This is a genomic window from Streptomyces sp. NPDC001828 (assembly GCF_042892175.1).
Taxonomy (GTDB): domain Bacteria; phylum Actinomycetota; class Actinomycetes; order Streptomycetales; family Streptomycetaceae; genus Streptomyces.
Window position 1 is genome coordinate 318,732 of record NZ_JBIATV010000005.1, and the last position, 22,336, is coordinate 341,067.

Here is a 22,336-nt window from a genome sequence, read left to right on the forward strand (position 1 = left end):
GGCGGGCGGCCTATCCGTAGGAGAGGTTGGAGCAGATGTTGTCGTCGGCCGAGCGGGCCTTGTCGGCGACGGACGACGGGACCGCGGCGGGGGCGCTGGGCTCCGCGTCCGCGCCGTCCGCCTTGTACTGGGTGCCGATGATGACGTTCAGACCCGGCGCCTTCGCCTGGCGCAGCAGGGCGCCGGGGAAGTGCGTGGCGAGCGTCTTGGCCTTGGCCTCGTCGTTCGCCCCGTACTCGATGATCGTGTGCGTGTAGTCCTGGGAGGCGGCCGTGGTGGCGCCGGTGACGGTGAAGCCCGCGGCCCTCAGGGAGTCGGCGACCTTGGCCGCGAGGCCCTTGGTGACGGTCCCGTTGTAGACGGCGACGCTGATCCCCTTGCCGGAGGCCGGGGCGGCGGCCGACGCCGACGGGCTCGGCGACGCGGCCGCGCCCTTTCCGGCGGCGTCCTGCCCGTCGACGGTGCGGTCCGCGCGCAGCGCCGCGAACAGGGCGTCGGCCTCCGGCTTGACCACGGCGACACGGGCGCCCTCGTAACGCCAGGGCAGGGTCACGAACTTGGTGTTGTGCAGGTCGATGTCCTTCATCGACATCGCGAACGAGATCAGCTTGCTCGGCGAGCCGAGGCCCGAGTCGACGGTCATCGACTTGGTGGCCGCGTTGGCGAGCGGCAGCAGCGTGGTCGGGTCGAGGCCCTCGCCCTTGACCTTCTTGATCAGGCTGCCGATGAAGGCCTGCTGGCGCTGGATGCGGCCGATGTCGGAGCCGTCGCCGATGCCGTGCCGGATGCGCACGTAGTCGAGCGCCTTCTGGCCGGAGACGCTCTGCGGGCCCTTGGCGAAGACCAGGCTGCCCTTGTGGCCGAGGTTCGGGTTGAGGTCGCCCTGGTAGACGTTGTTGGGCACGCACACGTCGACGCCGCCGACCGCCTCGGTCATCCTCGCGAAGCCCGCGAAGTCCATGACCATGGTGTGGTCCACGCGCAGCCCGGTCAGCTTCTCGACGGTGTTCTGGGTGCAGGCGGGGTTCCCCTGAACCGTTTCTCCCACCTCGAACGCCGAGTTGAACATCACATTGTGCTTCTCCTTGGTCCAGCTGCCGCTCGGCAGCTTGCACGGCGGTATGTCGACCAGGGAGTCACGCGGTATGGAGACGGCCACCGCGTGCTTCTGGTCCGAGTACACGTGCAACAGGAGCGCGGTGTCCGAGCGGCCGATGTCGCCCTTGCCGTGGCCGTACTGGGCGTTGTCGCCCGAGCGGGTGTCGGAGCCGATGATCAGGACGTTGGAGCCCTTGGTGGAGGCGGCGGGGCGGTCGGCGGAGATGCCGCCGTCGTCGAAGGTCTTGATGTTGCCGTTCAGCTGGAAGTAGATCCAGCCGCCGCCGGCCACCGCGAGGACGACGACCGAAAGGCCGGTGACCCCCGCGATGCGGGCGCGGCCGCGCTTGTTGCGGCGCGGCGCGGCGGAACCGCCGCTCTCACGACTGCTTGCCGCTCCCGCTTTGTGGCTGCCGGCCATCGGACCCCTCATCCCTCATTCGCGCCTCTTCTGTAGAGGAGACGGTGAGTCGCACCCTCTGGTTGTACAGTTGCGCAATGTAGCAAGTCTCACTGAGAGCCAGCAGCCCCGGCCGCACGAAGAAATCGGCCGGACGAAACGGCTGCGGGACGCGAACGAGGAAGGACGGCGGGATGTTTCTGCGCAATGGTCTTGAACCGTGGCACCTGCTGATCGTGGCCGTAGTACTGATCCTGCTGTTCGGTTCCAAGAAGCTGCCCGACACGGCACGCGCGCTGGGCAAGTCCCTGCGCATCCTCAAGAGCGAGACCAAGGCGATGCGCGAGGACGGCACCGAGCCGGCACCCGCCACCGCCACCCCGGCCCCGCAGGTCACCCCGGCCCCGGTGCACACCGCCGACCGCACCCAGGCGGACGCTCCCGCGCGCCCCGCCCAGTAACCCCGCACGCCGTACGCTCGGCAGGCATGGAGCAGCTGCCGACGTACGACGACGTGGTCCGCGCGCACGAGCGGATCACCCCGCAGGCCCACCGCACCCCGGTCCTGACCTCCCGGCTCACCGACGCCGAGCTCGGTCTGAGCCTCTTCCTCAAGTGCGAGAACCTCCAGCGGATGGGGGCGTTCAAGTTCCGCGGCGCCTTCAACGCGCTGTCCCGGTTCGACGCCGGGCAGCGCCGCGCGGGCGTGGTCGCGTACTCCTCCGGCAACCACGCCCAGGCCGTCGCGCTCGCCGCCTCGCTGCTCGGCATCCCGGCGACCATCGTCATGCCGCACGACGCGCCCGCGGCGAAGCTGGCGGCGACCCGGGGGTACGGGGCCGAGGTCGTCCCCTACGACCGCTGGACCGAGGACCGCGAGGAGATCGGCGCGGCCCTCGCGAAGGAACGCGGCCTGACGCTGATCCCGCCGTACGACCACCCCGACGTGATGGCGGGCCAGGGCACCGCGGCCAAGGAGCTCTTCGAGGAGACCGGCCATCTGGACGCCCTGTTCGTGCCGCTCGGCGGGGGCGGGCTCCTGTCGGGCAGCCTGCTCTCGGCGGGCGCGCTCGCGCCGTCGTGCGCGGTGTACGGGGTCGAGCCGGAGGCGGGCGACGACGGGCGCCGCTCGCTGCGCGCGGGGCACATCGTGCACATCGACACCCCGGCGACCATCGCGGACGGCGCCCAGACCCAGCACCTCGGCGCCCACCCGTACCCGCTGATCCGCGACCACGTGACCGACATCATCACGGCCTCCGACGCCCAACTGGTCGACTGCATGCGCCTGTTGGCCTCCCGCATGAAGATCGTCGCCGAGCCGACGGGCTGCCTCGGCCTGGCCGCCGCCCGGGAGCTGGCCGAGCGGTACCGGGGCCGGCGGGTGGGCGTGATCATCAGCGGCGGCAATGTGGACATGGCGCGGTTCGCGGAACTCCTGGCCGGGTGACGCCGGCGGGTGCGGGCGGAGTTGTCCACAGGCTGAGGGGGACGCGCACGGGATGTGGGCGCTTCGGCGCATGATGGGGGCATGAGCGACATGAACGAGATGCCGGAGTGGGAGAAGCGGTTCAGGGCACCCCGGGTGGGGCTCCCCGACTGGGCGGAGGACGCCCCGGACCGCTCGCTGTTCGTGTCGAACGCGACGGGGACGTACGAGCTGTACGCGTGGGACCGGGCGACCGGCGGCCAGCGCCGGGCCACCGACCGGCCCAACGGCACGACGGACGGCGTGCTGACGCCCGACGGCGAGTGGATCTGGTGGTTCGACGACACCGACGGCGACGAGTTCGGCGTCTGGCGGCGCCAGCCGTTCGGCGGCGGCGCCGACGAGCCGGCCGTGCCCGGCCTGGACCCGTCCTACCCGGGAGGCCTCGCGCTCGGCCGGGACGGCACGGCGGTGGTCGGCCGCTCCACCGACGAGGAGGGCTCGACGATCCACGTCGTCCGCCCCGGCGCGGCCCCCGTGGAGATCTACCGGCACCGCGAGTCGGCGGGCGTCGGCGACCTCTCGCACGACGGGACCCTGATCGCCGTCGAGCACACCGAGCACGGCGACGCTATGCACTCGGCGGTGCGCGTGGTGCGCCCCGACGGCTCGGCGGTGGCCGAGCTCGACGACACCAAGGGCGGCACCGAGGAACTGGGCCTGGAAGTGCTCGGGTTCGCACCGCTCGCGGGCGACACCCGGCTGCTCGTCGCCCACCAGCGGCGCGGGCGCTGGGAGCCGATGATCTGGGACGTGGCCTCCGGCGAGGAGAGCGACCTCGCGCTCGACCTGCCGGGCGACGTCTCGGCCGAGTGGTATCCGGACGGCTCGGGCCTGCTCGTCGTCCACAGCTTCGAGGCCCGCAGCGGTCTGTTCCGCTTCGACCTCGCCACCCGCTCCCTGATCGAGATCGACACCCCGGCCGGTTCGGTCTCGGGGGCCACGGCCCGGCCCGACGGCACGGTCGAGTACCTGTGGTCGTCGGCGGCGAGCCCCTCCGAGGTGCGCTCCACCACGGGCGAGGTCGTGCTCGACCCTCCCGGGTTCAAGGCGCCGGGTTCCGTGCCGGTGGAGGACGCCTGGGTGGAGGGCCCCGGCGGCCGCGTCCACGCGCTGGTGCAGCGCCCCGCGGGGGAGGGCCCCTTCCCCACCCTGTTCGAGATCCACGGCGGTCCGACCTGGCACGACAGCGACGCGTTCGCCTCCGGCCCGGCGGCCTGGATCGACCACGGCTTCGCGGTGGTACGGGTCAACTACCGCGGCTCCACCGGGTACGGGCGGGCCTGGACGGACGCGCTCAAGCACCGGGTCGGGCTCATCGAGCTGGAGGACATCGCGGCGGTCCGCGACTGGGCGGTCTCCTCGGGCCTCGCCGACCCCGCGCGGCTCGTCCTGGCGGGCGGCTCCTGGGGCGGCTACCTCACCCTGCTCGGCCTCGGCACCCAGCCGGACGCGTGGGCGCTCGGGCTCGCGGCGGTGCCGGTCGCGGACTACGTCACGGCGTACCACGACGAGATGGAGGCGCTGAAGGCGATGGACCGTACGTTGCTGGGCGGCACGCCGGAGGAGGTACCGGACCGCTTCCGGGCGTCCTCGCCGTTGACGTACGTCGATGCCGTGACGGCGCCGGTCTACATCTCGGCCGGGGTCAACGATCCGCGCTGCCCGATCCGGCAGGTGGAGAACTATGTGGACCGGCTGGTCGAGCGGGGAGCCGTGCACGAGGTGTACCGGTACGACGCGGGGCACGGCTCCCTCGTCGTCGAGGAGCGCATCAAGCAAGTCCGCCTCGAACTCGACTTCGCCGCACGCCACTTGCCGGGCTGACCCCGGGGGGTTTGCCCGCCCGCCCGTGACCCGGGGTTGGTCGGGCCCCGGCCCCGGGGGTTCGCCCACCCACCCGCCCATGCGGCGGGTTGGCCCGGCTGAGCCCTGGGGCTGCGCCCCAGACCCCCTGAGGGGCTGCGCCCCTCGAACCCCCGCAAGGGGCTCCGCCCCCTGCACCCCCGTTCGCGCCTAAAGGGCGCTCGTCCTCAAACGCCGGACGGGCTGAAATACCCCGGTGCGGGCCAGCACCAAGGTCTTTAGGGGCGCGAGGAACTGCGCGAACGGCCCCACGGCCCGCAGCCGGATGAACGCCCCGCCCAGCCCCTCCGGCGTCTGAGGAGCGGGCCGGGGGCGCAGCCCGCGAAGGGGGCCGGGGCGGAAGCCACGAGGGGGCCGGGGCGGGAGCCACGGGGTACTTGCGGGCACCCCGGAGCCCAGCCCCCCGGCGGGATTCCGTACCGTGGGGGTTGTGTACCGGTTCCTGCTCACACCCCGCTGGTGGGGAATCCACGTCTTCGTCCTGCTCGCCATCCCCGTCTGCATCTTCATGGGCTCCTGGCAGCTGGGCCGCTTCGAGGACCGCGTGCAGTCCCACGACGCCGCCGAGAAGGCCCCCGACCCCGCCACGCAGAAGGCCGAGCCCCTCGCCTCGCTGCTCCCCGTGGACCAGCGCACCTCCGGCCGCCCGGCCGCCGCGCACGGCCGGTACGCCGAGCAGTTCCTGGTGCCGGGCCGCGAGGTCGACGGCAAGTCGGGCAGCTACGTCCTGAGCCTGCTGCGTACCGACGGCGGCAAGGCGCTGCCCGTCGTGCGGGGCTGGGTCCCGCAGGGCGCCAAGGCCCCGGCCGCGCCCACCGGCGAGGTCGGCGTCACCGGCATACTCCAGGCCTCCGAGAACGCCGGCTCCGACGGGGTGCACGCACAGGGCGGGCTCCCCCGGGGCCAGGTCGGCATGATCAGCGCGGCCGCCCTCGTCAACCTCGTGCCGTACCAGGTGTACGACGCCTGGGTGACGCTGCCGCGCGCCGACAGCGGGATGACTCCGGTCCCGGCCAGCGCCCCCCAGAACAGCGGGCTCGACCTGAAGGCGTTCCAGAACCTCGGCTACACCGGCGAGTGGTTCGTCTTCGCCGGGTTCGTGGTCTTCATGTGGTTCCGCCTGGTCCGGCGGGAGGCCGAGGCCCTGGAGGACGCCGAGCTCGGGCTCTCCCCCGAGACCGAGACCGAGACCGAGAAGCCGGGCACCCTCGAAGGTTCGTCCCTGCCCGGATAGAACTGCGGCCCGGATAGGACTACGGCCGGCCAGTGCTACGGCCTGGCCATTGTTACGGCGTCGCCGTCGCGGGCGCGCCCGCGTCCAGGACGCCCGTCTTGTAGATCGTTCCGGCGCACGCGTTCGGGATCTTCGCCTCCGCCGACGGCGCACCCGGCTCGGCGACATGCGTCACCGCCACCGTGCCGTCCGCCGTGCCGGCCGGGGTGCCGCCGTCCGCGGCGAGCTGCGGCTGGCCGCTGCCCGTGGTCGGCGAGACGATCCCGCTGTTGCTGCCGGCGCTGCCGTTGGACGGGGTGGGGTCGGGCGACGGGGTCGCCTTGGGACAGGTGTCCGACGGCACCCAGGCGAACCGCACCTCGTACGCCGCTGCCGGCGCGAGGACCAGGCTCGCGGCGTCCTGCGAGGGGTCGGGGAGCCCGGGGGCCGGGTCGCCCGCCGCGTGCTCGACGACGGTGATCTTCGCCGGGTCGGCCGCGCCCTGCGCCTGCACGTTGAACTTGCCGACCCCGCCGATCGCGCACTTCTTGTCGGAGGCGTTCACGATGCGGAAGGCGCCGTAGACCCTGCCGGTCGCGTCGGGCTTGCCGACCTTCGCCGACTTCACGCTCAGCTCGGCCGCCTCGCACGTCGGCGAGTCCACCTTCACCGGCCCGCCGCCCGGCCCGGTCGCGCCACCGGCGGTGCTGCCGGCCGCGCCCTTGCTGAGCGTCGGGGTGGGGCCCTTGCCGTCGGGGGTGCCGGGCGCGCTGCCGACGGCCGAGGGGCGGCCGCTGCCGTCCGTGCTGTCGACCGTGCCGGACGCCGTGCCGGGGGCCGCGTGCGTCCGCTCGCCGTGTCCGGCGACGGCGGGCTGATCGCCCGCGCTGCCCGAGGTGTTGGCGACGTGCAGGAAGGCGGGCACCGCGGTGGCCACCAGGAGTGCGGCGGCGACCGAGCCGACGACGGCCTGACGCTTGCGGGCGCGCCGCACGGGCACCGCGGCCCGCAGATGTTCGAGCGCCCCCTCCGAGGGCGTCAGCTCGTCGACCGCGCCGTGCAGGAGTCTGCGCAGGGCCTGTTCGTCGGCTGCCCGCGGGCTCCCGGGGGCGGGTGGCGAGCCGAAGGGAGGGGTGCCGGTGCTGTTCTTTTCCGGCGATGTGTCCACGAATCCGTATCCAGTCAGGTCGTTCAGGTCATTCCTGGGCCGCTGGTCCGGCCCGCTCTTGCCGTATGCCCCGTATCCCCCGCGTTCCCCGCGTACTTGGCGCTCTCCGTGTCCCCCCGGCCGCCCGTCGCCGTTCCTGTCGGGGCCCTTCATGCCGGGGCCTCCATGGCGATGCGCAGGGCGGCTATGCCGCGCGAGCCGTACGCCTTCACCGAGCCCAGGGATATGCCGAGCGTCTCGGCGACCTGGGCCTCGGTCATGTCCGCGAAGTACCGCAGCACGAGCACCTCGCGCTGGCGGCGCTGGAGCCCCCGCATCGCCTTGATCAGGGCGTCGCGCTCCAGCTGGTCGTACGCGCCCTCCTCCGCGCTCGCCATGTCGGGCATCGGCTTGGAGAGCAGCTTCAGCCCGAGGATGCGGCGGCGCAGCGCCGAGCGCGACAGGTTCACCACCGTCTGGCGGAGGTAGGCGAGCGTCTTCTCCGGCTCGCGCACCCGGCTGCGCGCCGAGTGCACCCGGATGAACGCCTCCTGCACGACGTCCTCGCAGGAGGCGGTGTCGTCCAGGAGCAGCGCGGCGAGGCCGAGGAGCGAGCGGTAGTGCGCGCGGTAGGTCTCGGTGAGGTGATCGACGGTGGTGCCTGCCGCCATGACCTCGTCAGCGCTCTCGCGCGAGGAGGCCGTCGGGGACGGTACGCGTGCGGGACGGGTGGCGGGCATGGGCGCGATCACCGGCATGCCACCGGGCGTGCCGAGTCGTCGGCGCGGGCGGACTGCCATGCCACCGCGCGCCGGTACCGCTCTGAAGTCGAGTACCTCTGCCACGCCTGTTGGACACGTTCCTCCCCGTCAGGGTTGTACGCGTACGACACTGTTTTTGGCGGTGCGACAAATACCCTCATCCGTACCCGCTCTTCCCCAATGCCCCATTTTTTACGGCACCTTGAGGGGCGACCGCATAGACGCTCCATGCCGGTCTGCGGTTGCAGGGACACGGAAATGAATCGTGTAACAAGGCGTTGGTGCAGTTCAAGTGGTACAGACCAGCGACTTGCTCACAGAGCGTTCACAGATCCTACAAATGGGTGCGCTTCAGCGCTCGGTGAATTCGCGGGCCGCCAACTCCGCGATGTGCGCGGCGTTCAGGGCGGTGCCCTTGCGGAGGTTGTCGCCGCAGACGAAGAACTCCAGTACGTGCGGATCGTCCGGCGAACTGCGCACCCGGCCGACCCACGTCGGGTCGGTGCCCACCACGTCCGCGGGCGTGGGGAACTCGCCGGCGGCGGGGTCGTCGAAGAGCACCACGCCGGGCGCGGTCGCCAGGATCTCGTGGGCCCGCGCCACGTCCACCTCGGTCTCGAAGCGGGCGTGCACGGACGCGGAGTGCGTGGTGACGACCGGGACCCGCACACAGGTGGCGGCCACCGGAAGCCGCGGCAGGTCGAGCAGCTTGCGCAACTCGGCGCGCAGCCCCAGCTCCTGCGAGGACCAGCCGTCCTCGGCGAGCTCGCCGGCCCAGGGCACCACGTTCAGGGCGACCGGCGCGGGGAACGGGCCGAGGTCGTCGCCCACGGCCCGGCGCACATCGCCCGGACTCGTACCGAGCCCGGTCCCGGCGACCAGCGAGATCTGCCGGCGCAACGCCTCGACGCCGGCCTGGCCCTCGCCGCTGACGGCCTGGTACGTGGAGACGACCAGCTCGCTCAGCCCGAACTCGGCGTGCAGCGCCCCGACCGCCACGATCATGGCGAGGGTGCTGGCGTGCGGGCTCGCGACGATGCCGCGCGGCCGCATCCGTACCGCGTGGGGATTGAGCTCGGGCACCACCAGGGGGACGTCGGGGTCCATCCGGAAGGCGGCCGAACTGTCCACCACCACCGCGCCCTTGGCGGCCGCGACCGGCGCCCAGCGGGCGGCGATGTCGGCGGGCACGAGGAAGACGACGACGTCGGAGCCGTCGAGGGCCTCCTCGCTCAGCGCGAGGACCTCGCACTCCTGGCCCCGTACGAGCAGCTTGCGGCCGGCCGAGCGCGCGGACGCGACGAGGCGGACCTCGCCCCACACGTCGGCGTGCTGGGACAGGATCTGGAGCATCACCGCACCGGCGCCCCCGGTCGCTCCGACGACCGTGAGCGCCGGTCCCGGGGTCATCGCCCGGTGCCTCCGTAGACGACGGCCTCGTCGCTGTCGGAGTCGAGGCCGAAGGCCGAGTGCACGGCGCGCACGGCGTTGTTGACGTCATCGGCGCGGGTGACGACCGAGATGCGGATCTCGGAGGTCGAGATGAGCTCGATGTTGACGCCCGCGTCCGACAGGGCCTCGAAGAAGCCCGCCGTGACACCCGGGTTGGTCTTCATGCCGGCGCCGACGAGGGAGATCTTGGCGATCTGGTCGTCGTAGCGCAGCGACTCGAAGCCGATGGTCGGCTTCGACCGCTCCAGGGCGTCGATGGCCTTGCGGCCCTCGGCCTTGGGCAGCGTGAACGAGATGTCGGTGAGCCCCGTCGAGGCGGCGGAGACGTTCTGCACCACCATGTCGATGTTGATCTCGGCGTCCGCGATGGTGCGGAAGATCGCCGCGGCCTCGCCCGGCTTGTCGGGCACCCCGACGACCGTGATCTTCGCCTCGGAGACGTCGTGGGCGACTCCGGAGATGATGGCGTGCTCCACCTGCTGGTCCCCTCGCGGTTCGTTGCTGACCCAGGTGCCCTGCAGTCCGCTGAAGGACGAGCGCACGTGGATCGGAATGTTGTAACGGCGGGCGTACTCGACGCACCGGTGCAGGAGCACCTTGGAGCCGGACGCGGCCAGCTCCAGCATGTCCTCGAAGGAGATCCACTCGATCTTCTTCGCCTTCTTCACGACACGGGGGTCCGCGGTGAACACGCCGTCGACGTCCGTGTAGATCTCACAGACCTCGGCGTCGAGGGCCGCGGCGAGCGCCACGGCCGTCGTGTCCGAACCACCACGCCCGAGCGTGGTGATGTTCTTGCCCTCCTGGCTGACGCCCTGGAACCCGGCGACGATGGCGATGTTGCCCTCGTCGATCGAGGTCCTGATGCGGCCCGGGGTGACGTCGATGATCCGCGCCTTGTTGTGGACGGAGTCGGTGATGACGCCGGCCTGGCTGCCCGTGAACGACTGGGCCTGGTGGCCCAGGCTTTTGATCGCCATGGCAAGCAGCGCCATGGAGATGCGCTCTCCGGCGGTCAGCAGCATGTCGAATTCCCGCCCGGCAGGCATGGGAGACACCTGCTCCGCGAGCTCGATCAACTCATCCGTCGTGTCGCCCATCGCGGAAACCACGACGACCACCTGATGGCCGTTCTTCTTGGCTTCCACGATCCGCTTGGCGACGCGCTTGATGCCCTCGGCATCGGCAACGGAGGAGCCTCCGTACTTCTGCACGACAAGGCCCACGTGCGCTCCTCGCTCAGTTCATTACTGCGGTCGGCTCAGTTTAACGAGCGGGCCGGATTCGCCCCTGTCGTATCACTTCGTGAGATGTCCCGCTCACTTGGTGATCACCGGGCCGGTCCGGACCGCTCGCAGGATCCGCCTGCCCATGGGGTCCCGAAGTACTCGGCTTGTGGGCGGCGTCACAGCAGCCGACCGCGGGCCCGGCCCGCTCACGGGCGGGCCCGAGCCCCGGTGCGCGAGAGCCCTACTTGGCGTCGCGCAGGCCGAGCCCGAGCGGGCCCGCGAGCTCCTCGGCCATGACCCGGCCGGCCTCCTCCTCCAGGGCGTCCTCCGTCAGGTCCTCGTCGGTGTCGAGGCCGTCCAGCGCTTCGAGCGGCTGGTCGAGGCGGACGTGGGCGACGAGCGACTGCAGCGCGCGCAGGGCGGCGGAGGCCGTCGAGCCCCAGTTGGAGAAGTAGGAGAACTGCCACCACCACAGCGCCTCGCTGGTGCGGCCCGCGCGGTAGTGGGCCAGGCCGTGGCGCAGGTCGGTGACGACGTCGGCGAGGTCGTCGGAGATCCGGTGCGCCACCGGCGCCTTGCGCGGCTCGTACGGGTCGAAGACCTCGGAGTACACGTCGATCGGTTCGAGCAGCCGGGCGAACCGCTCGCGCAGCTCGTCGAGGTCGCCCTCCGGGCCGAGGTCGGGCTCGTAGCGCTCGTCGGGGACGATGTCCTCGTGCGCGCCGAGCCGGCCGCCGGCGAGCAGCAGCTGGGAGACCTCCAGGAGGAGGAACGGCACGGCGCTGTCGGGCTCGTCGCCCTTGGCCACTTCCGTGACCGCGACGATGAAGGACTCGACCTGGTCGGCGATCTGGACCGCGAAGGAGTCCGGGTCCTGGGTGGTCGCGTGCAGCGTTGCGTCAGACATCGAGTCGACCTTCCTCGTAGCCCTGCCGGGCGTACTCCTGCTGGGCGTCATACATCGAGCAGCCGCCTTCCTTCGAAGGCACGGCCCAGGGTGACCTCGTCGGCGTACTCGAGGTCGCCGCCGACCGGCAGGCCGCTGGCGAGCCGGGTGACCCTGAGGCCCATGGGCTTGATCATGCGGGCGAGGTACGTCGCCGTGGCCTCGCCCTCCAGGTTCGGGTCGGTGGCCAGGATCAGCTCGGTGACCGTGCCGTCCGCGAGGCGCGCGAGCAGCTCACGGATGCGCAGGTCGTCCGGGCCGACGCCCTCGATCGGGCTGATGGCCCCGCCGAGCACGTGGTAGCGGCCGCGGAACTCGCGGGTCCGCTCGATGGCCACCACGTCCTTGGGCTCCTCCACGACGCAGATGACCGTCTGGTCGCGGCGCGGGTCGCGGCAGATGTTGCACCGCTCCTCCTGCGCCACATTGCCGCACACCGCGCAGAAGCGGACCTTGTCCTTGACTTCCAGGAGGGCGTGCGCGAGGCGGCGCACGTCGGTCGGCTCGGCCTGCAGGATGTGGAAGGCGATCCGCTGCGCGCTCTTGGGACCGACGCCGGGCAGCCTGCCCAGTTCGTCGATGAGGTCCTGAACCACGCCTTCGTACAACGGAACGCCTCTCGTGGGTTGCTCTGACGCCTACGGTAGTTGGTGCGCGTCCGCCCCAGTAGGGCAGGCGCACGGGCAGTCCGCGCGGGGCGGCGCGCGCCCCGGCCGGGCCGGTCCTAGAAGGGCAGTCCGGGCATGCCGCCCAGGCCCTGCGCCAGCGGGCCGAGCTTCTCCTGCTGGAGCTGCTGCGCGTTCTCGTTGGCGGCCTGCACGGCCGCGACGATCAGGTCCGCGAGGGTCTCGGTGTCCTCCGGGTCGACCGCCTTGGGGTCGATGGCGAGGGAGCGCAGCTCGCCCGAGCCGGTCACGGTCGCCTTGACCAGACCGCCGCCGGCCTGGCCCTCGACCTCGGTCGCCGCGAGCTCTTCCTGGGCAAGGGCGAGATCCTGCTGCATCTTCTGGGCCTGCTGAAGAAGCTGCTGCATGTTGGGCTGGCCACCACCAGGGATCACGTTTCACTCCGGGTTTCGGTAGGACGGGTTCGACGGGGCGGGGGGCCGCGCCGTCCCTTTCGGCACTCCGAGCCTACGTGGTCGACAGGCCGCCTGCTCCGCAACTCTTTCGAGTGATGCGGAGCGTGTCGCTATACCTGATCAAGGGCCACTTCCGGGCGGAAATACCTGGATATCGACCCCGGGGCCCTCCATTCGGCGGTAGGAATGGCGCTCGGACGCCTCAGTAGGCGTCAATACGCCCACGCGCACCGCAGGTGCCGGCGGGCGTGACGTCCTTCGCTACGGCATTTACTACGTCAAGCACGCGTTCACTACGTCCAGTACACGTCTATGTCCAGTACACGTCCAGGTGCCCGTACGTCACTCGATGTCGCAGAGGGTCACAGCAGCAGTGCGGAGGGAGCGGCCGGGTGAGCCAGCCGGCGGACATGCAGCCCGAGGGGGCCCCGGGCCGGGCCCGGCGGGACGAGGGTGCGCGGACGGGCGATCTGACCGGGCGGCCGTTCCCGCTCGGCGACTGGGGCGAGCCCGCCGAGCGCCTCGACGAGCTGTACCGCTGGGTCGAGGACGGCGCCCTGCGCACCGCCGAGTGGTACCTCGCCGACCGGCTGTGGAAGCGCCGCGGCGCGCGCGTCCTGCGCTGCGCCACGGCGGCCGGCGCGATCGCGGGCGCGGTGCTTCCGCTGCTCGATCTGACCCGGGCCCTTGAGGGCGCGGCGGGCTACGGCTACGTGTGTCTGCTGCTCGCCGGCGCGTGTCTGGCGTGCGACCGCTACTTCGGGCTGACCTCGGGCTGGATGCGGGACGTGGCCACCGCGCAGGCCGTGCAGCGCAGGCTCCAGGGGCTTCAGTTCGAGTGGGCCTCGGAGAGCGTGCGCGAGGTGCTCGGGCCGACCGAGGGCACCGCGAGCGAGGCGGCCGAGCGCTGCCTTTCGGTGCTGCGCCGGTTCACCGAGGACGTGACCGAGCTGGTCCGCTCCGAGACGGCGGACTGGATGGTGGAGTTCCGCTCGGGGCCCGCGCCGCTGGTCATGCAGACCCTGAGCGCGGCGGCCCCGCGCTCGGACGGCGCCCCCGGCCCCGGCCGCTTCCCGCTGCCCCCGGCCACCCGCCCGAACATGCCGCGCCAGCGACCGCCGGAGGGCCCGCGCTGAGCGCGCCACGTGAAGCCAAGGGCCCGGGAAGGCCGGGGCTCCCGGGCTGAGCCCTCCGACGGCCCTCGGCCCGGCTCAGCTCAGGCCGGCCCAGCCCGGCTCAGTTCAGGCCGGCCCAGCCCGGCCCGCCCCGGCTCAGCTGAAGATGATCATCGAGCCCTGCGCGAGGCTGCGGGTGGCCGCCGCGTGCAGCCCCAGCCACACGTGCCGCTCGCGCGCGAACGGGCTCTCGTCGTAGGGGATGGGTCCGGCCGGCTCCTCGAGCGAGGTGGGCCGGGCCGGCGGGGCGGGTGCGGTCGGCGGGTTGGCCGGATCTATTCCGATGGCCGGACCCACGAACTGCAGCTCCCGCAGCAGCCCCTGCGCCGAGCCCAGCGGACCACCGCCCGCGAGCAGCTCCTCGTTGGAGAGCGGCGCCGCGAAGTCGACCGGCACGTAGGCGCCCGCGTGGTCGTAGTGCCAGACGAGGTGCGACTGCTGGGCGGTCGGCTCGAACATCTCCAGAAGCTGTTCGTAGTCGCCGCCGAGCTCGTCGACCGGCGTCACCGCGAGGCCGCACAGCTGGAGCAGGTAGGCGCGGCGCAGGAAGTGCAGCGCGTCGTAGTCGAACCCGGCCACCGGTGCCACGTCCCCGGACAGGCCCGGCATGTACGCGAAGACCGGTACGGGCGGGAGCCCGGCGTCGCCGAGCGCCTTGTCGTACGAGGCGATCTCCTCCGCGAACGGATTGTCGGGGCTGTGGCACAGCACGTCGACGAGGGGGACCAGCCACAGGTCACAGGCCAAGACGGGCTCGCTCTCAACTCGTTTCGTGCGATGGTCGGGACAGCGTAATGCGCCGGGCACGCCGCGCGAAGAGTGCCCGTCAACTCCCGGTGCGGGGTGACCGGATCCCCCCGTGCCCGGTCGGGAGGGTTTACCCACGAGGCCGTCTGTTACTCGGACTTGGGAGCGGGGGCGCTCGACCCGAGACGCGGAGACCTCACGGGCACCGGCGGCCGTCGGGGGTCCGGTGGCTCACCAGCACCGCAGCCCGTCAGGGGGGCCCGTGGCTAACCGGCACCGCAGCCCGTCAGGTCGGCGACGGCTCACCGCACCTGTGACACGTCCCAGATCCAGACCCCGCCGACCTTCGTGCCCGGCTTCCCGCCGAGCAGCCGGCTCACCGTCTCGTACAGCTGGGGCGCCTGCGGCTGCGGGGCGAGGACCAGGACGCCCGCGTGCCAGTACGCGAAGTCCGCGCGGGCCTGGTTCTGCCAGTCCGTGCCGATGTCGGGGATGGGCTTGCCGGAGCGGATGTCGCCGAACAGGTTGGACGTCCAGCGCGGCGAGGCCCCGTAGATGCCGATGCGGTCCGGACCCCAGGGCCCGTTGAAGTAGCCGCCCGGCACCGAGAAGCCGAGGCCGGTCGACGACTGCCAGTGCAGGGCCTCCGCCGAGCCGGGGTCGGGCAGCGGCACCGGGACCAGGGACTCGCCCGGCTTCACGTACTTCTTCCACAGGCCCGCCGAGATGAACTCGGGCACCTCGGGGCGGGCGTTGGTGGGGAACGACGTCGGCACGATCGGGAGCAGCGCGAGGGCGATCGCGGTGAAGCCGGCCGCCCGGGTCGCCCGGGCGCGGCTGAGCGCGAGACGCCCCGCGCTCAACGCGATCAGGGCGCCGAGCACCGGCGCGCAGATCATCGCGACCCGGCCCTCGATCACCGACTCGAAGAGCGGCTTGTGCGCGAACAGCTTCCAGGGCCCGGTGAACACCACGTCCGTGTAAGGGATGCGGATCTTCTGCCCGAGCGAGAGGACCGCCGCCGCGACGCCGGTGAACGCGAGCGCCTTGACCAGGGGCCGCCGCCACAGGCGTACGACGAGGGCGAAGGCGAGCGCCACCAGCGGCCAGCCGTAGAAGGCGTTCTGCTCGGTGCGGTTGAGGGCCAGTCTGTCGGCGGTGGCGTCGTCGCCCCACAGCGAGCGGCCCGCGAACTCGATCAGGGCGAGCGGCGAGTTGCCCGCGCTGTCGCCGTGCAGCACGCTGTGGTAGCTCTGCGCCCCGGCGAACTGCCGGTAGAGCGGATACGCGACCAGGACCAGACACACCCCGACCGCGTACGCCATCCCGCGCGCGAGCGGCCGGACCGCGGCCCGGGCGACATCGCGCCGGGCCAGCGCGTACGACAGCGCGAACAGGGCCATGCCGAGCGAGGCGAGCAGCAGCACCTCCTCGCCGAGGAAGATCTGGTACGTCGTGAACAGGCCGAGGACCAGCCCGTCGCGGCGGACGTTCCGGCCCTCGCAGAGCCGCAGCGCGCGGTCGATGATCAGCGGGATCATGAACAGGACGCAGAAGTTCGGGTGGGCGTTGGCGTGCGAGATCACCGGCGGCGCGAAGGCCGCGAGCGCCCCGCCGAGCCCGGCCGCCCACCGGTTCTCGGTCACCCGCCGGGCGAACAGCCAGTACCAGGCGTACGCGGTCGCCGATATCCCCAGGGTGAGGATGAGCGCCCAGGTGACGGTCGGCCCGAAGGCGAGGGTGACCGGGGCGAGGGGCGCCGACAGGCCCAGCATCGGGGTGTTGCCCATGAGGTTCACGCCGTCGGGGAAGTTCTGGACGGTGGTGAACAAGGGGTCGCGCAGATGGGCCACGTTGTCCGCGGTGACCGAGAAGAACCACTCCCACTGGTTCTGGTCCTGCATCGAGTCGCTGAGGTAACCGCGCCCGAGGTCGCCCCACAGGTTCTTGTAGAGCAGCACGCTCGCCAGCAGGTAGAGAGCGCCGAGCACCAGGTCGACGCGGCGCACCGCGCGCGCCTTGAGGCGGCCCAGCTCCCACAGGACCTTGCCGTAGTCGGCCGCGCCCACCTTGGAGCCCTCCTGGTGCGACCAGCGCACCGGTACCTCGGCGACCGGCCAGCCCTTCCGGCGGAAGAACTGGAGGATCTCCACGTCGATGCCCCAGCCGTCCAGGCGGGCGTCCGCGAACGCGGCGCGCGCCTTGTCGCCGTCGAACAGCTTGAAGCCGCACTGCGTGTCATGGATGCCGGGCACCGCCACGGCCCGGATCAGCCGGTTGCCCATGCGGCCCACGGTCTCGCGCAGCCGGCTCTGGTGGACCTCGATGCGGGCCCCGGGGTGGGCGCGCGAGCCGATCGCGGCGGCCGTGTCGCCCTCGGTCATCGCCTTGGCGAGATGGTCCAACTCCTCGATGGGGGTGGCCAGATCGGCGTCCGTGACCAGGACGCGGCGCCCGTAGGAGGCGAGCACCCCGAGCCGCAGGGCGTGGCCCTTGCCCCGGTTGGCCTCGCTGACGACGACGCTGACGCGCGGATCCCGGGCGGCGGCTTCCCGCGCGACCCGTACGGTCTCGTCGCTCGACCCGTCGTCGACGACGATCAGCTCCCAGGAGCAGCTGTCGCCGAGGTGGGAGCGGATCGCGTCGAGGGTGGGCGCGAGGCGCTGGTCCTCGTTGTAGGCGGGGACGACGACGCTCAGTTCGACCTGTCCGGCCGGATCGGTGATCACCGCGGTAGCCGCTCCGCCCATATGAGGGATTCGTCGTTGTAGGCGGCTATCAGCGCCCGAGCCGCCTCGAAGTCGCCCAGGGCGAGCGCCGAGACGACCTCGCCGTGGCCGGTCCACAGCCAGTCGCTGAGGTCGCTGTGGCCGCGCAGGTACGGGACCGCGAACACCCAGCTCTGCATGCGCAGGCGGTGCAGGAAGTCGGAGATGTAGGAGTTCCCGGCGAGCGCGCACAGCTCCCGCCAGAACCGCAGGTCGTAGCCGACCAGAATGTTCAGGTCACCGCCGCGGGCGGCCCGCGCGGCCTCTTCGCCGCGCCGCCGCACCGACACCAGGGCCGGGCCGTGCGCCTCGACGGAGCCGGGGACCGCGGCCCGCCGGAATATCCCGTCGACCACGAGCGCCCGGGCCTCGACGATGCCCTTGTAGTCCTCGACGGTGAACACCCGCACCCGGAAGCCGCGGTGCTGGTCGGAGTCGAGCAGGCCCTGCGCGCACAGGTCGACGAGCGCCTCGCGCACGGGCGTCGCCGAGACGCCGTACTGCTCGGCTATCTGCTTGACCGTGAATTCCTCACCGGGCTGCATACGCCCCGCGAGCACCTCGTCACGCAGCGCGTCCGCTATCTGTTGTCGAAGGGTGTTGCGGGTGACCGCTCCGCTCGCGGGCATGACTCGCTCCCCTCCTCCGGCTCCGGGCCACCCTATGGGGTGCCCGGAAACCGGACAAAGGAGAGCGAGGATTTGCCCCTTGATCAGGGCGGATGCGTCATCGGCACCGATAGGTGATCAATGCCGGCGCCTCACACGGTGTACCGGTCGGCCACCGTCAGCGCCTCGTCGAGCACCGCGAGGCCTTCCTTGGCCTCACCCTCGGTGATGTTGCAGGGCGGCACGACATGGGTGCGGTTCATGTTGATGAAGGGCCACAGCCCGTTCTTCTTGCAGGCGGCGCCGAAGGCGGCCATCGGGGCGTTGTCCGCGCCGGTCGCGTTGTACGGGACCAGCGGCTCGCGCGTCTCCTTGCTGCGCACCAGCTCCAGCGCCCAGAACACGCCGAGCCCACGCACCTCGCCGACGGAGGGGTGCCGCTCGGCGATCTCGCGGAGCCCCGGCTCCAGCACCGTGGCACCGATGTGGGCGGCCTGCTCGACGACGCCCTCCTCCTCCATCACGTTGATGGTGGCGACGGCGGCGGCGCAGGCCAGCGGGTGCCCGGAGTAGGTGAGCCCACCGGGGAAGGGCCGGTGCTCGAAGGTCTCGGCGATCTCCCGGCTGATGGCGACGCCGCCGAGCGGCACGTACCCGGAGTTGACGCCCTTGGCGAAGGTCAGCAGGTCGGGCACCACGTCGTAGTGCTCGGACGCGAACCACTCGCCGGTCCGGCCGAACCCGGCCATGACCTCGTCCAGGACGAGGACGATCCCGTACTTGTCGCAGAGCGCGCGCACGCCGGGCAGGTAGCCGGCCGGCGGCGTCATGATCCCGGCGGTACCGGGCACCGACTCCAGGATGACCGAGGCGATGGTGCCGGGACCCTCGAAGACGATGGTGTCCTCAAGGTGCCTGAGCGCCCGCGAGCACTCCTCGGCCTCGGTGGTGGCGTGGAAGGGCGACCGGTACAGGAACGGCGCCCAGAACCGCGCGACCCCGGCCGAGCCGCTGTCGGAGGCCCAGCGGCGCGGGTCCCCCGTCAGGTTGATCGCCGTGTTCGTACCGCCGTGGTACGAGCGGTACGCGCTCAGCACCTTGTGGCGGCCGGTGTGCAGCCGGGCCATCCGGATCGCGTTCTCGACGGCCTCCGCACCCCCGTTGGTGAAGAAGATCTTGTCGAGGTCGCCCGGGGTGCGCTCGGCGATCAGCCGGGCCGCCTCCGAGCGCGCCTCCACGGCGAACGCGGGCGCGAAGGTCGTCATCGTCGCGGCCTGCTCCTGGATCGCGGCGACGACCTTCGGGTGCTGGTAGCCGATGTTGGTGAAGACGAGCCCGCTGGTGAAGTCGAGGTAGCGGTTGCCCTCGTAGTCCCAGAAGTACGACCCCTCCGCGCCGGCCACGGCGAGCGGGTCGATCAGGCCCTGGGCGGACCAGGAGTGGAACACGTGCGCGCGGTCGGCGGCCTTCACAGCCGCGCCGGCCTGGGGATCGGGGGTGCCTTGAGGGGTCATGCCCCCAGGGTAAGTACGCCCCACCGACGACGACCATGGCCATCCTGTACGCCTCACCCACCCCACCTCGGCAAAGTGTCGCCTTTGGCCCCACCCACAGCCCGAGGACGAAAGAGGGGTTCAGGGACGCGAGGAACCGCGCGACCAGCCCCCCACAGCCCGCAGCCGACAGCGGATGTCAGGGGCGCGGGGAACTGCGCGACCAGCCACCCACGACCCGAGGACGAAAGAGGGGTTCAGGGGCGCGGGGAACTGCGCGAACGGCCCCCACGGCCCGCAGCCGTGAACCGGCCTTCAGAGGGGGCCAGGGGCGCGGAGGCCAGCACCCCCCAACCCCCTACCCCCCAGCCCCGCAGGGCCCCCGCACTATCCTCACCCCGTCGACCGCACCGCACCGCCCACCCCACCCCACCCCCGGAAGGGCACCCGGCATGGACCGCACGCAGCCCCTACAGCCGGCCGACCCGGAGCGAATAGGCGGCTATCGCCTGCTGGCCCGCCTGGGCGCGGGCGGCATGGGCCAGGTCTACCTCGCCCGTTCCGACCGCGCCCGCACCGTCGCCGTGAAACTGGTCCGCCCCGACCTGGCCGACCAGGACGACTTCCGCGCCCGCTTCCGCCAGGAAGTGCTCGCCGCCCGCAGCGTGGGCGGGCAATGGACCGCCCCGGTCCTGGACGCCGACACCGACGCCCCCGTCCCCTGGGTCGCGACCGGCTACGTCGCGGGCCCCGACCTCCAGTCCGTCGTCGAAGACCACGGCCCCCTCCCCGAAGACTCCGTACGCGTACTCGCGCACGGCCTCGCCCGCGCCCTCCAGGACATCCACGCCGCCGGCCTCGTCCACCGCGACCTGAAGCCCTCCAACGTGCTGGTCACCGTCGACGGCCCCCGCGTCATCGACTTCGGCGTCGCCCGTGCGCTGGAAACCAGCACGGACGGCGGCCTGACCCGCGCGGGCGCCCTGATCGGCTCGCCCGGGTTCATGGCGCCGGAGCAGATACGCGGCGACCGCGTCACCCCCGCCTGCGACGTGTTCTGCCTCGGCTCGGTCCTGGCGTACGCGGCGAGCGGCAGACTCCCCTTCGGGGAGGCGACGAGCGGGGTGCACGCGCTGATGTTCCGCATCGCGCAGGAGCCCCCGGACCTCGACGGCGTACCCGAGTCCCTCCAGGAGCTGATCGGCGACTGCCTGCACAAGGACCCGGCCGCCCGCCCCACCCTCGGCCGCGTCCTGGAGCGCCTCCCCGCCACCACCCCCCACCCGTGGCTGCCCACCCCCGTGGTGGCCCAACTGGCAAGCGAAGCGGCCAAGTTACTGGACCTGGAGAACCCCGGCCCGCCCACTCCCCCGCCGCACGACCAGTACGGCAAGCACGACCAGCACGACCGACGCGGCCGGCACGACCGACATGACTGGCACGACCGCCACTACACCCCCACCTACTCCCCCTACGCCCCCGAGCCCGACCCGGAACCCCCGCTGCGCCGCAGCGCCAAGACCACGGCGGCGCTGATCGCGGTGGCGCTCGTGGTGGCGGTCGGCGCGGGCGGTTCGGTGTACGCGTTCATGCGCGGCGGCCCGCAGAAGCCGCCCCCGAAGGCCACGCCGACGGCCACCCCGGACTCCGGCGCCCCCTCCGACTCCCGCACCCCGGACGTCGTACCGCAGCAGTACATAGGCAGCTGGTCGGCCGTCATAGCGAGCAACTCCGGTGACAATCAACGGCACTTGGTGATCCGCCCGGGCCGCGTGGGCGACCCGGTGCTCACGCTCACGGCCGACGGCAGCGGCTACCACTGCGTCTTCCAGGCCCGCCTGGCCGAACCCCCCGACTCGTCCGACGCCCCGCTCAAGATCGGACCGACCGAAGTGGCCCCCGGCTCGACCGGCACCTGTGACCCCGGAAAACCGAGCACCGTCAGTGTCATGCCGGACGGCCGCCTGCACCGCCAGACCGTGGGCGCACCCGAGTTCCTCGACTACACGAAGAGCAGCGGCTAGCGGATCGGGAAGCCGAAGGTGTGGCCCTGCTCCTTGAGCCAGGGAAGCAGCTTGCGCAGGGCCTCAAGGGTCTGCGCGCGGTTGCCGCCCGCGTCGTGGAAGAGGATCGTCGGCCCGTTGTGCAGTTCCTTCTCGACGGTGGCGACGATGGCGTCGGCCCCCGGCCGCTCGAAGTCCTTGCTGTCCACGTTCCAGCCCAGCGGACGCATGCCGCGCGAGGCGGCGAGTTCACGGCTGTACGGGGTGAACGCCCCGCCCGGCGCCCGGTAGTACATGGGCCGTACCCCGCCGGACGCCTTGGTGATCATGTTCTCGGCGTCGAGGATCTGCTGCGACTGGTAGGCCTGGGGCTTCTTGTCCATGGAGGTGTTGTGGGACACGGTGTGGTCGCACAGCCGGTGCCCGGCCGCGACGACCTTCTTCACGAGGTCCGGGTGGGCCTGCGCCTGCGTACCCACCATGCAGAACGTGGCCTTCACGCCGTACTGCCGCAGCAGATCGAGGACTTGGGGCGTCCACGTGGGGTCGGGGCCGTCGTCGATGGTGATGTTCACGCCGCGCGGGCCCGCGTCCGAGGAGTGCGCGATGGTCGTGTCGACCCGCTTGCCGTCATTGCCGGGCTCGGCCGGCGCGCTCGCCTTCGGTGACGGGCTGTCCGCCGAGCCGGCCTGTGCGGTCCACACCGACGCCCCGGTGGCGAGCATCGTCACCCCGAGCGCGGCACCGACCAACTTGCCGTACCAGCCTCGCCCGCCGTGCCGTGCCATGTCCGCCTCTTTTCGTCGCAGTCCCTCGTCCGCCCCCGGTCACCGAGCATGACGAGTCGTGGAGCCGAGAGG

General features: G+C 72.0%; 19 protein-coding genes. 6 read left to right on the top strand and 13 right to left on the bottom strand.

Going from position 1 to position 22,336, the window contains the following annotated elements:
* Positions 1-10: 10 nt before the first annotated feature.
* Positions 11-1,519: an LCP family protein gene (locus tag ACFYZA_RS17775; protein WP_382582459.1), complete on the bottom strand. Its 1,509-nt coding sequence runs from the start codon at positions 1,517-1,519 to the stop codon at positions 11-13.
* Positions 1,520-1,692: 173 nt separating this feature from the next.
* Here ACFYZA_RS17775 and tatA point away from each other — a divergent pair, with 173 nt between their 5' ends.
* The 4 genes from tatA (at position 1,693) to ACFYZA_RS17795 (ending at position 6,087) form a co-directional block, all read left to right on the top strand.
* On the top strand, positions 1,693-1,959 hold the full coding sequence (gene tatA / locus ACFYZA_RS17780) for a Sec-independent protein translocase subunit TatA (protein WP_382582462.1): 267 nt from the start codon (positions 1,693-1,695) through the stop codon (positions 1,957-1,959).
* Positions 1,960-1,985: 26 nt separating this feature from the next.
* Entirely contained in the window at positions 1,986-2,948 is a 963-nt protein-coding gene (locus ACFYZA_RS17785) for a threo-3-hydroxy-L-aspartate ammonia-lyase (RefSeq protein WP_388491369.1), read from the top strand.
* An 81-nt stretch (positions 2,949-3,029) separates the two neighbouring features.
* The gene (locus ACFYZA_RS17790) at positions 3,030-4,814 is read left to right on the top strand and encodes a S9 family peptidase (RefSeq protein ID WP_382582467.1); all 1,785 of its coding nucleotides are present in this window, start codon (positions 3,030-3,032) and stop codon (positions 4,812-4,814) included.
* Between the two features lie 469 nt (positions 4,815-5,283).
* Entirely contained in the window at positions 5,284-6,087 is an 804-nt protein-coding gene (locus tag ACFYZA_RS17795) for an SURF1 family protein (protein ID WP_382582470.1), read from the top strand.
* Positions 6,088-6,139: 52 nt separating this feature from the next.
* Here the strand turns inward: ACFYZA_RS17795 and ACFYZA_RS17800 are convergent, their stop codons facing one another.
* From ACFYZA_RS17800 to ACFYZA_RS17830, 7 genes are all read right to left on the bottom strand, one after another.
* On the bottom strand, positions 6,140-7,234 hold the full coding sequence (locus ACFYZA_RS17800; RefSeq protein ID WP_382582473.1) for a hypothetical protein: 1,095 nt from the start codon (positions 7,232-7,234) through the stop codon (positions 6,140-6,142).
* A 149-nt stretch (positions 7,235-7,383) separates the two neighbouring features.
* Entirely contained in the window at positions 7,384-8,013 is a 630-nt protein-coding gene (locus ACFYZA_RS17805) for a SigE family RNA polymerase sigma factor (protein ID WP_382582476.1), read from the bottom strand.
* 312 nt (positions 8,014-8,325) lie between these two features.
* Positions 8,326-9,384 carry an aspartate-semialdehyde dehydrogenase gene (locus ACFYZA_RS17810; protein ID WP_382582479.1) on the bottom strand — a complete coding sequence of 353 codons (1,059 nt, stop codon included), beginning with the start codon at positions 9,382-9,384 and terminating at the stop codon, positions 8,326-8,328.
* On the bottom strand, positions 9,381-10,652 hold the full coding sequence (locus tag ACFYZA_RS17815; RefSeq protein WP_382582482.1) for an aspartate kinase: 1,272 nt from the start codon (positions 10,650-10,652) through the stop codon (positions 9,381-9,383). The genes ACFYZA_RS17810 and ACFYZA_RS17815 overlap by 4 nt, the downstream gene beginning before the upstream one ends.
* A 244-nt stretch (positions 10,653-10,896) precedes the next feature.
* Entirely contained in the window at positions 10,897-11,562 is a 666-nt protein-coding gene (locus tag ACFYZA_RS17820) for a DUF5063 domain-containing protein (RefSeq protein WP_382582485.1), read from the bottom strand.
* A 47-nt stretch (positions 11,563-11,609) separates the two neighbouring features.
* The gene (recR, locus tag ACFYZA_RS17825; protein WP_100573787.1) at positions 11,610-12,209 is read right to left on the bottom strand and encodes a recombination mediator RecR; all 600 of its coding nucleotides are present in this window, start codon (positions 12,207-12,209) and stop codon (positions 11,610-11,612) included.
* A 116-nt stretch (positions 12,210-12,325) separates the two neighbouring features.
* Positions 12,326-12,661 carry a YbaB/EbfC family nucleoid-associated protein gene (locus ACFYZA_RS17830; protein WP_100573786.1) on the bottom strand — a complete coding sequence of 112 codons (336 nt, stop codon included), beginning with the start codon at positions 12,659-12,661 and terminating at the stop codon, positions 12,326-12,328.
* A gap of 413 nt (positions 12,662-13,074) precedes the next feature.
* Here ACFYZA_RS17830 and ACFYZA_RS17835 point away from each other — a divergent pair, with 413 nt between their 5' ends.
* Positions 13,075-13,818, top strand: coding sequence for an SLATT domain-containing protein (locus tag ACFYZA_RS17835; protein ID WP_382582490.1), 744 nt, complete (start codon positions 13,075-13,077; stop codon positions 13,816-13,818).
* A 135-nt stretch (positions 13,819-13,953) separates the two neighbouring features.
* Here the strand turns inward: ACFYZA_RS17835 and ACFYZA_RS17840 are convergent, their stop codons facing one another.
* The 4 genes from ACFYZA_RS17840 to ACFYZA_RS17855 all read right to left on the bottom strand — a co-directional run bounded on the left by ACFYZA_RS17840 (position 13,954) and on the right by ACFYZA_RS17855 (position 19,494).
* A complete protein-coding gene (locus ACFYZA_RS17840; RefSeq protein WP_382582493.1) occupies positions 13,954-14,604 on the bottom strand; it encodes a hypothetical protein in 651 nt (216 codons plus the stop codon).
* 302 nt (positions 14,605-14,906) lie between these two features.
* On the bottom strand, positions 14,907-17,354 hold the full coding sequence (locus ACFYZA_RS17845; protein WP_382582496.1) for a dolichyl-phosphate beta-glucosyltransferase: 2,448 nt from the start codon (positions 17,352-17,354) through the stop codon (positions 14,907-14,909).
* Positions 17,330-18,001 carry a GntR family transcriptional regulator gene (locus tag ACFYZA_RS17850; RefSeq protein WP_388491377.1) on the bottom strand — a complete coding sequence of 224 codons (672 nt, stop codon included), beginning with the start codon at positions 17,999-18,001 and terminating at the stop codon, positions 17,330-17,332. Before ACFYZA_RS17850 ends, ACFYZA_RS17845 begins: the two co-directional genes overlap by 25 nt.
* 131 nt (positions 18,002-18,132) lie before the next feature.
* The gene (locus ACFYZA_RS17855) at positions 18,133-19,494 is read right to left on the bottom strand and encodes an aspartate aminotransferase family protein (RefSeq protein ID WP_388491379.1); all 1,362 of its coding nucleotides are present in this window, start codon (positions 19,492-19,494) and stop codon (positions 18,133-18,135) included.
* A gap of 431 nt (positions 19,495-19,925) precedes the next feature.
* On the opposite strand from ACFYZA_RS17855, the gene ACFYZA_RS17860 reads away from it, so the two are divergent.
* On the top strand, positions 19,926-21,497 hold the full coding sequence (locus ACFYZA_RS17860) for a serine/threonine-protein kinase (protein WP_388491382.1): 1,572 nt from the start codon (positions 19,926-19,928) through the stop codon (positions 21,495-21,497).
* On the opposite strand, the gene ACFYZA_RS17865 is transcribed toward ACFYZA_RS17860, so the two are convergent.
* Positions 21,494-22,264 (bottom strand): polysaccharide deacetylase family protein, encoded by a 771-nt coding sequence (locus ACFYZA_RS17865; protein ID WP_382582508.1) that lies wholly within the window; start codon positions 22,262-22,264, stop codon positions 21,494-21,496. The genes ACFYZA_RS17860 and ACFYZA_RS17865 overlap by 4 nt on opposite strands.
* Positions 22,265-22,336: the final 72 nt, after the last annotated feature.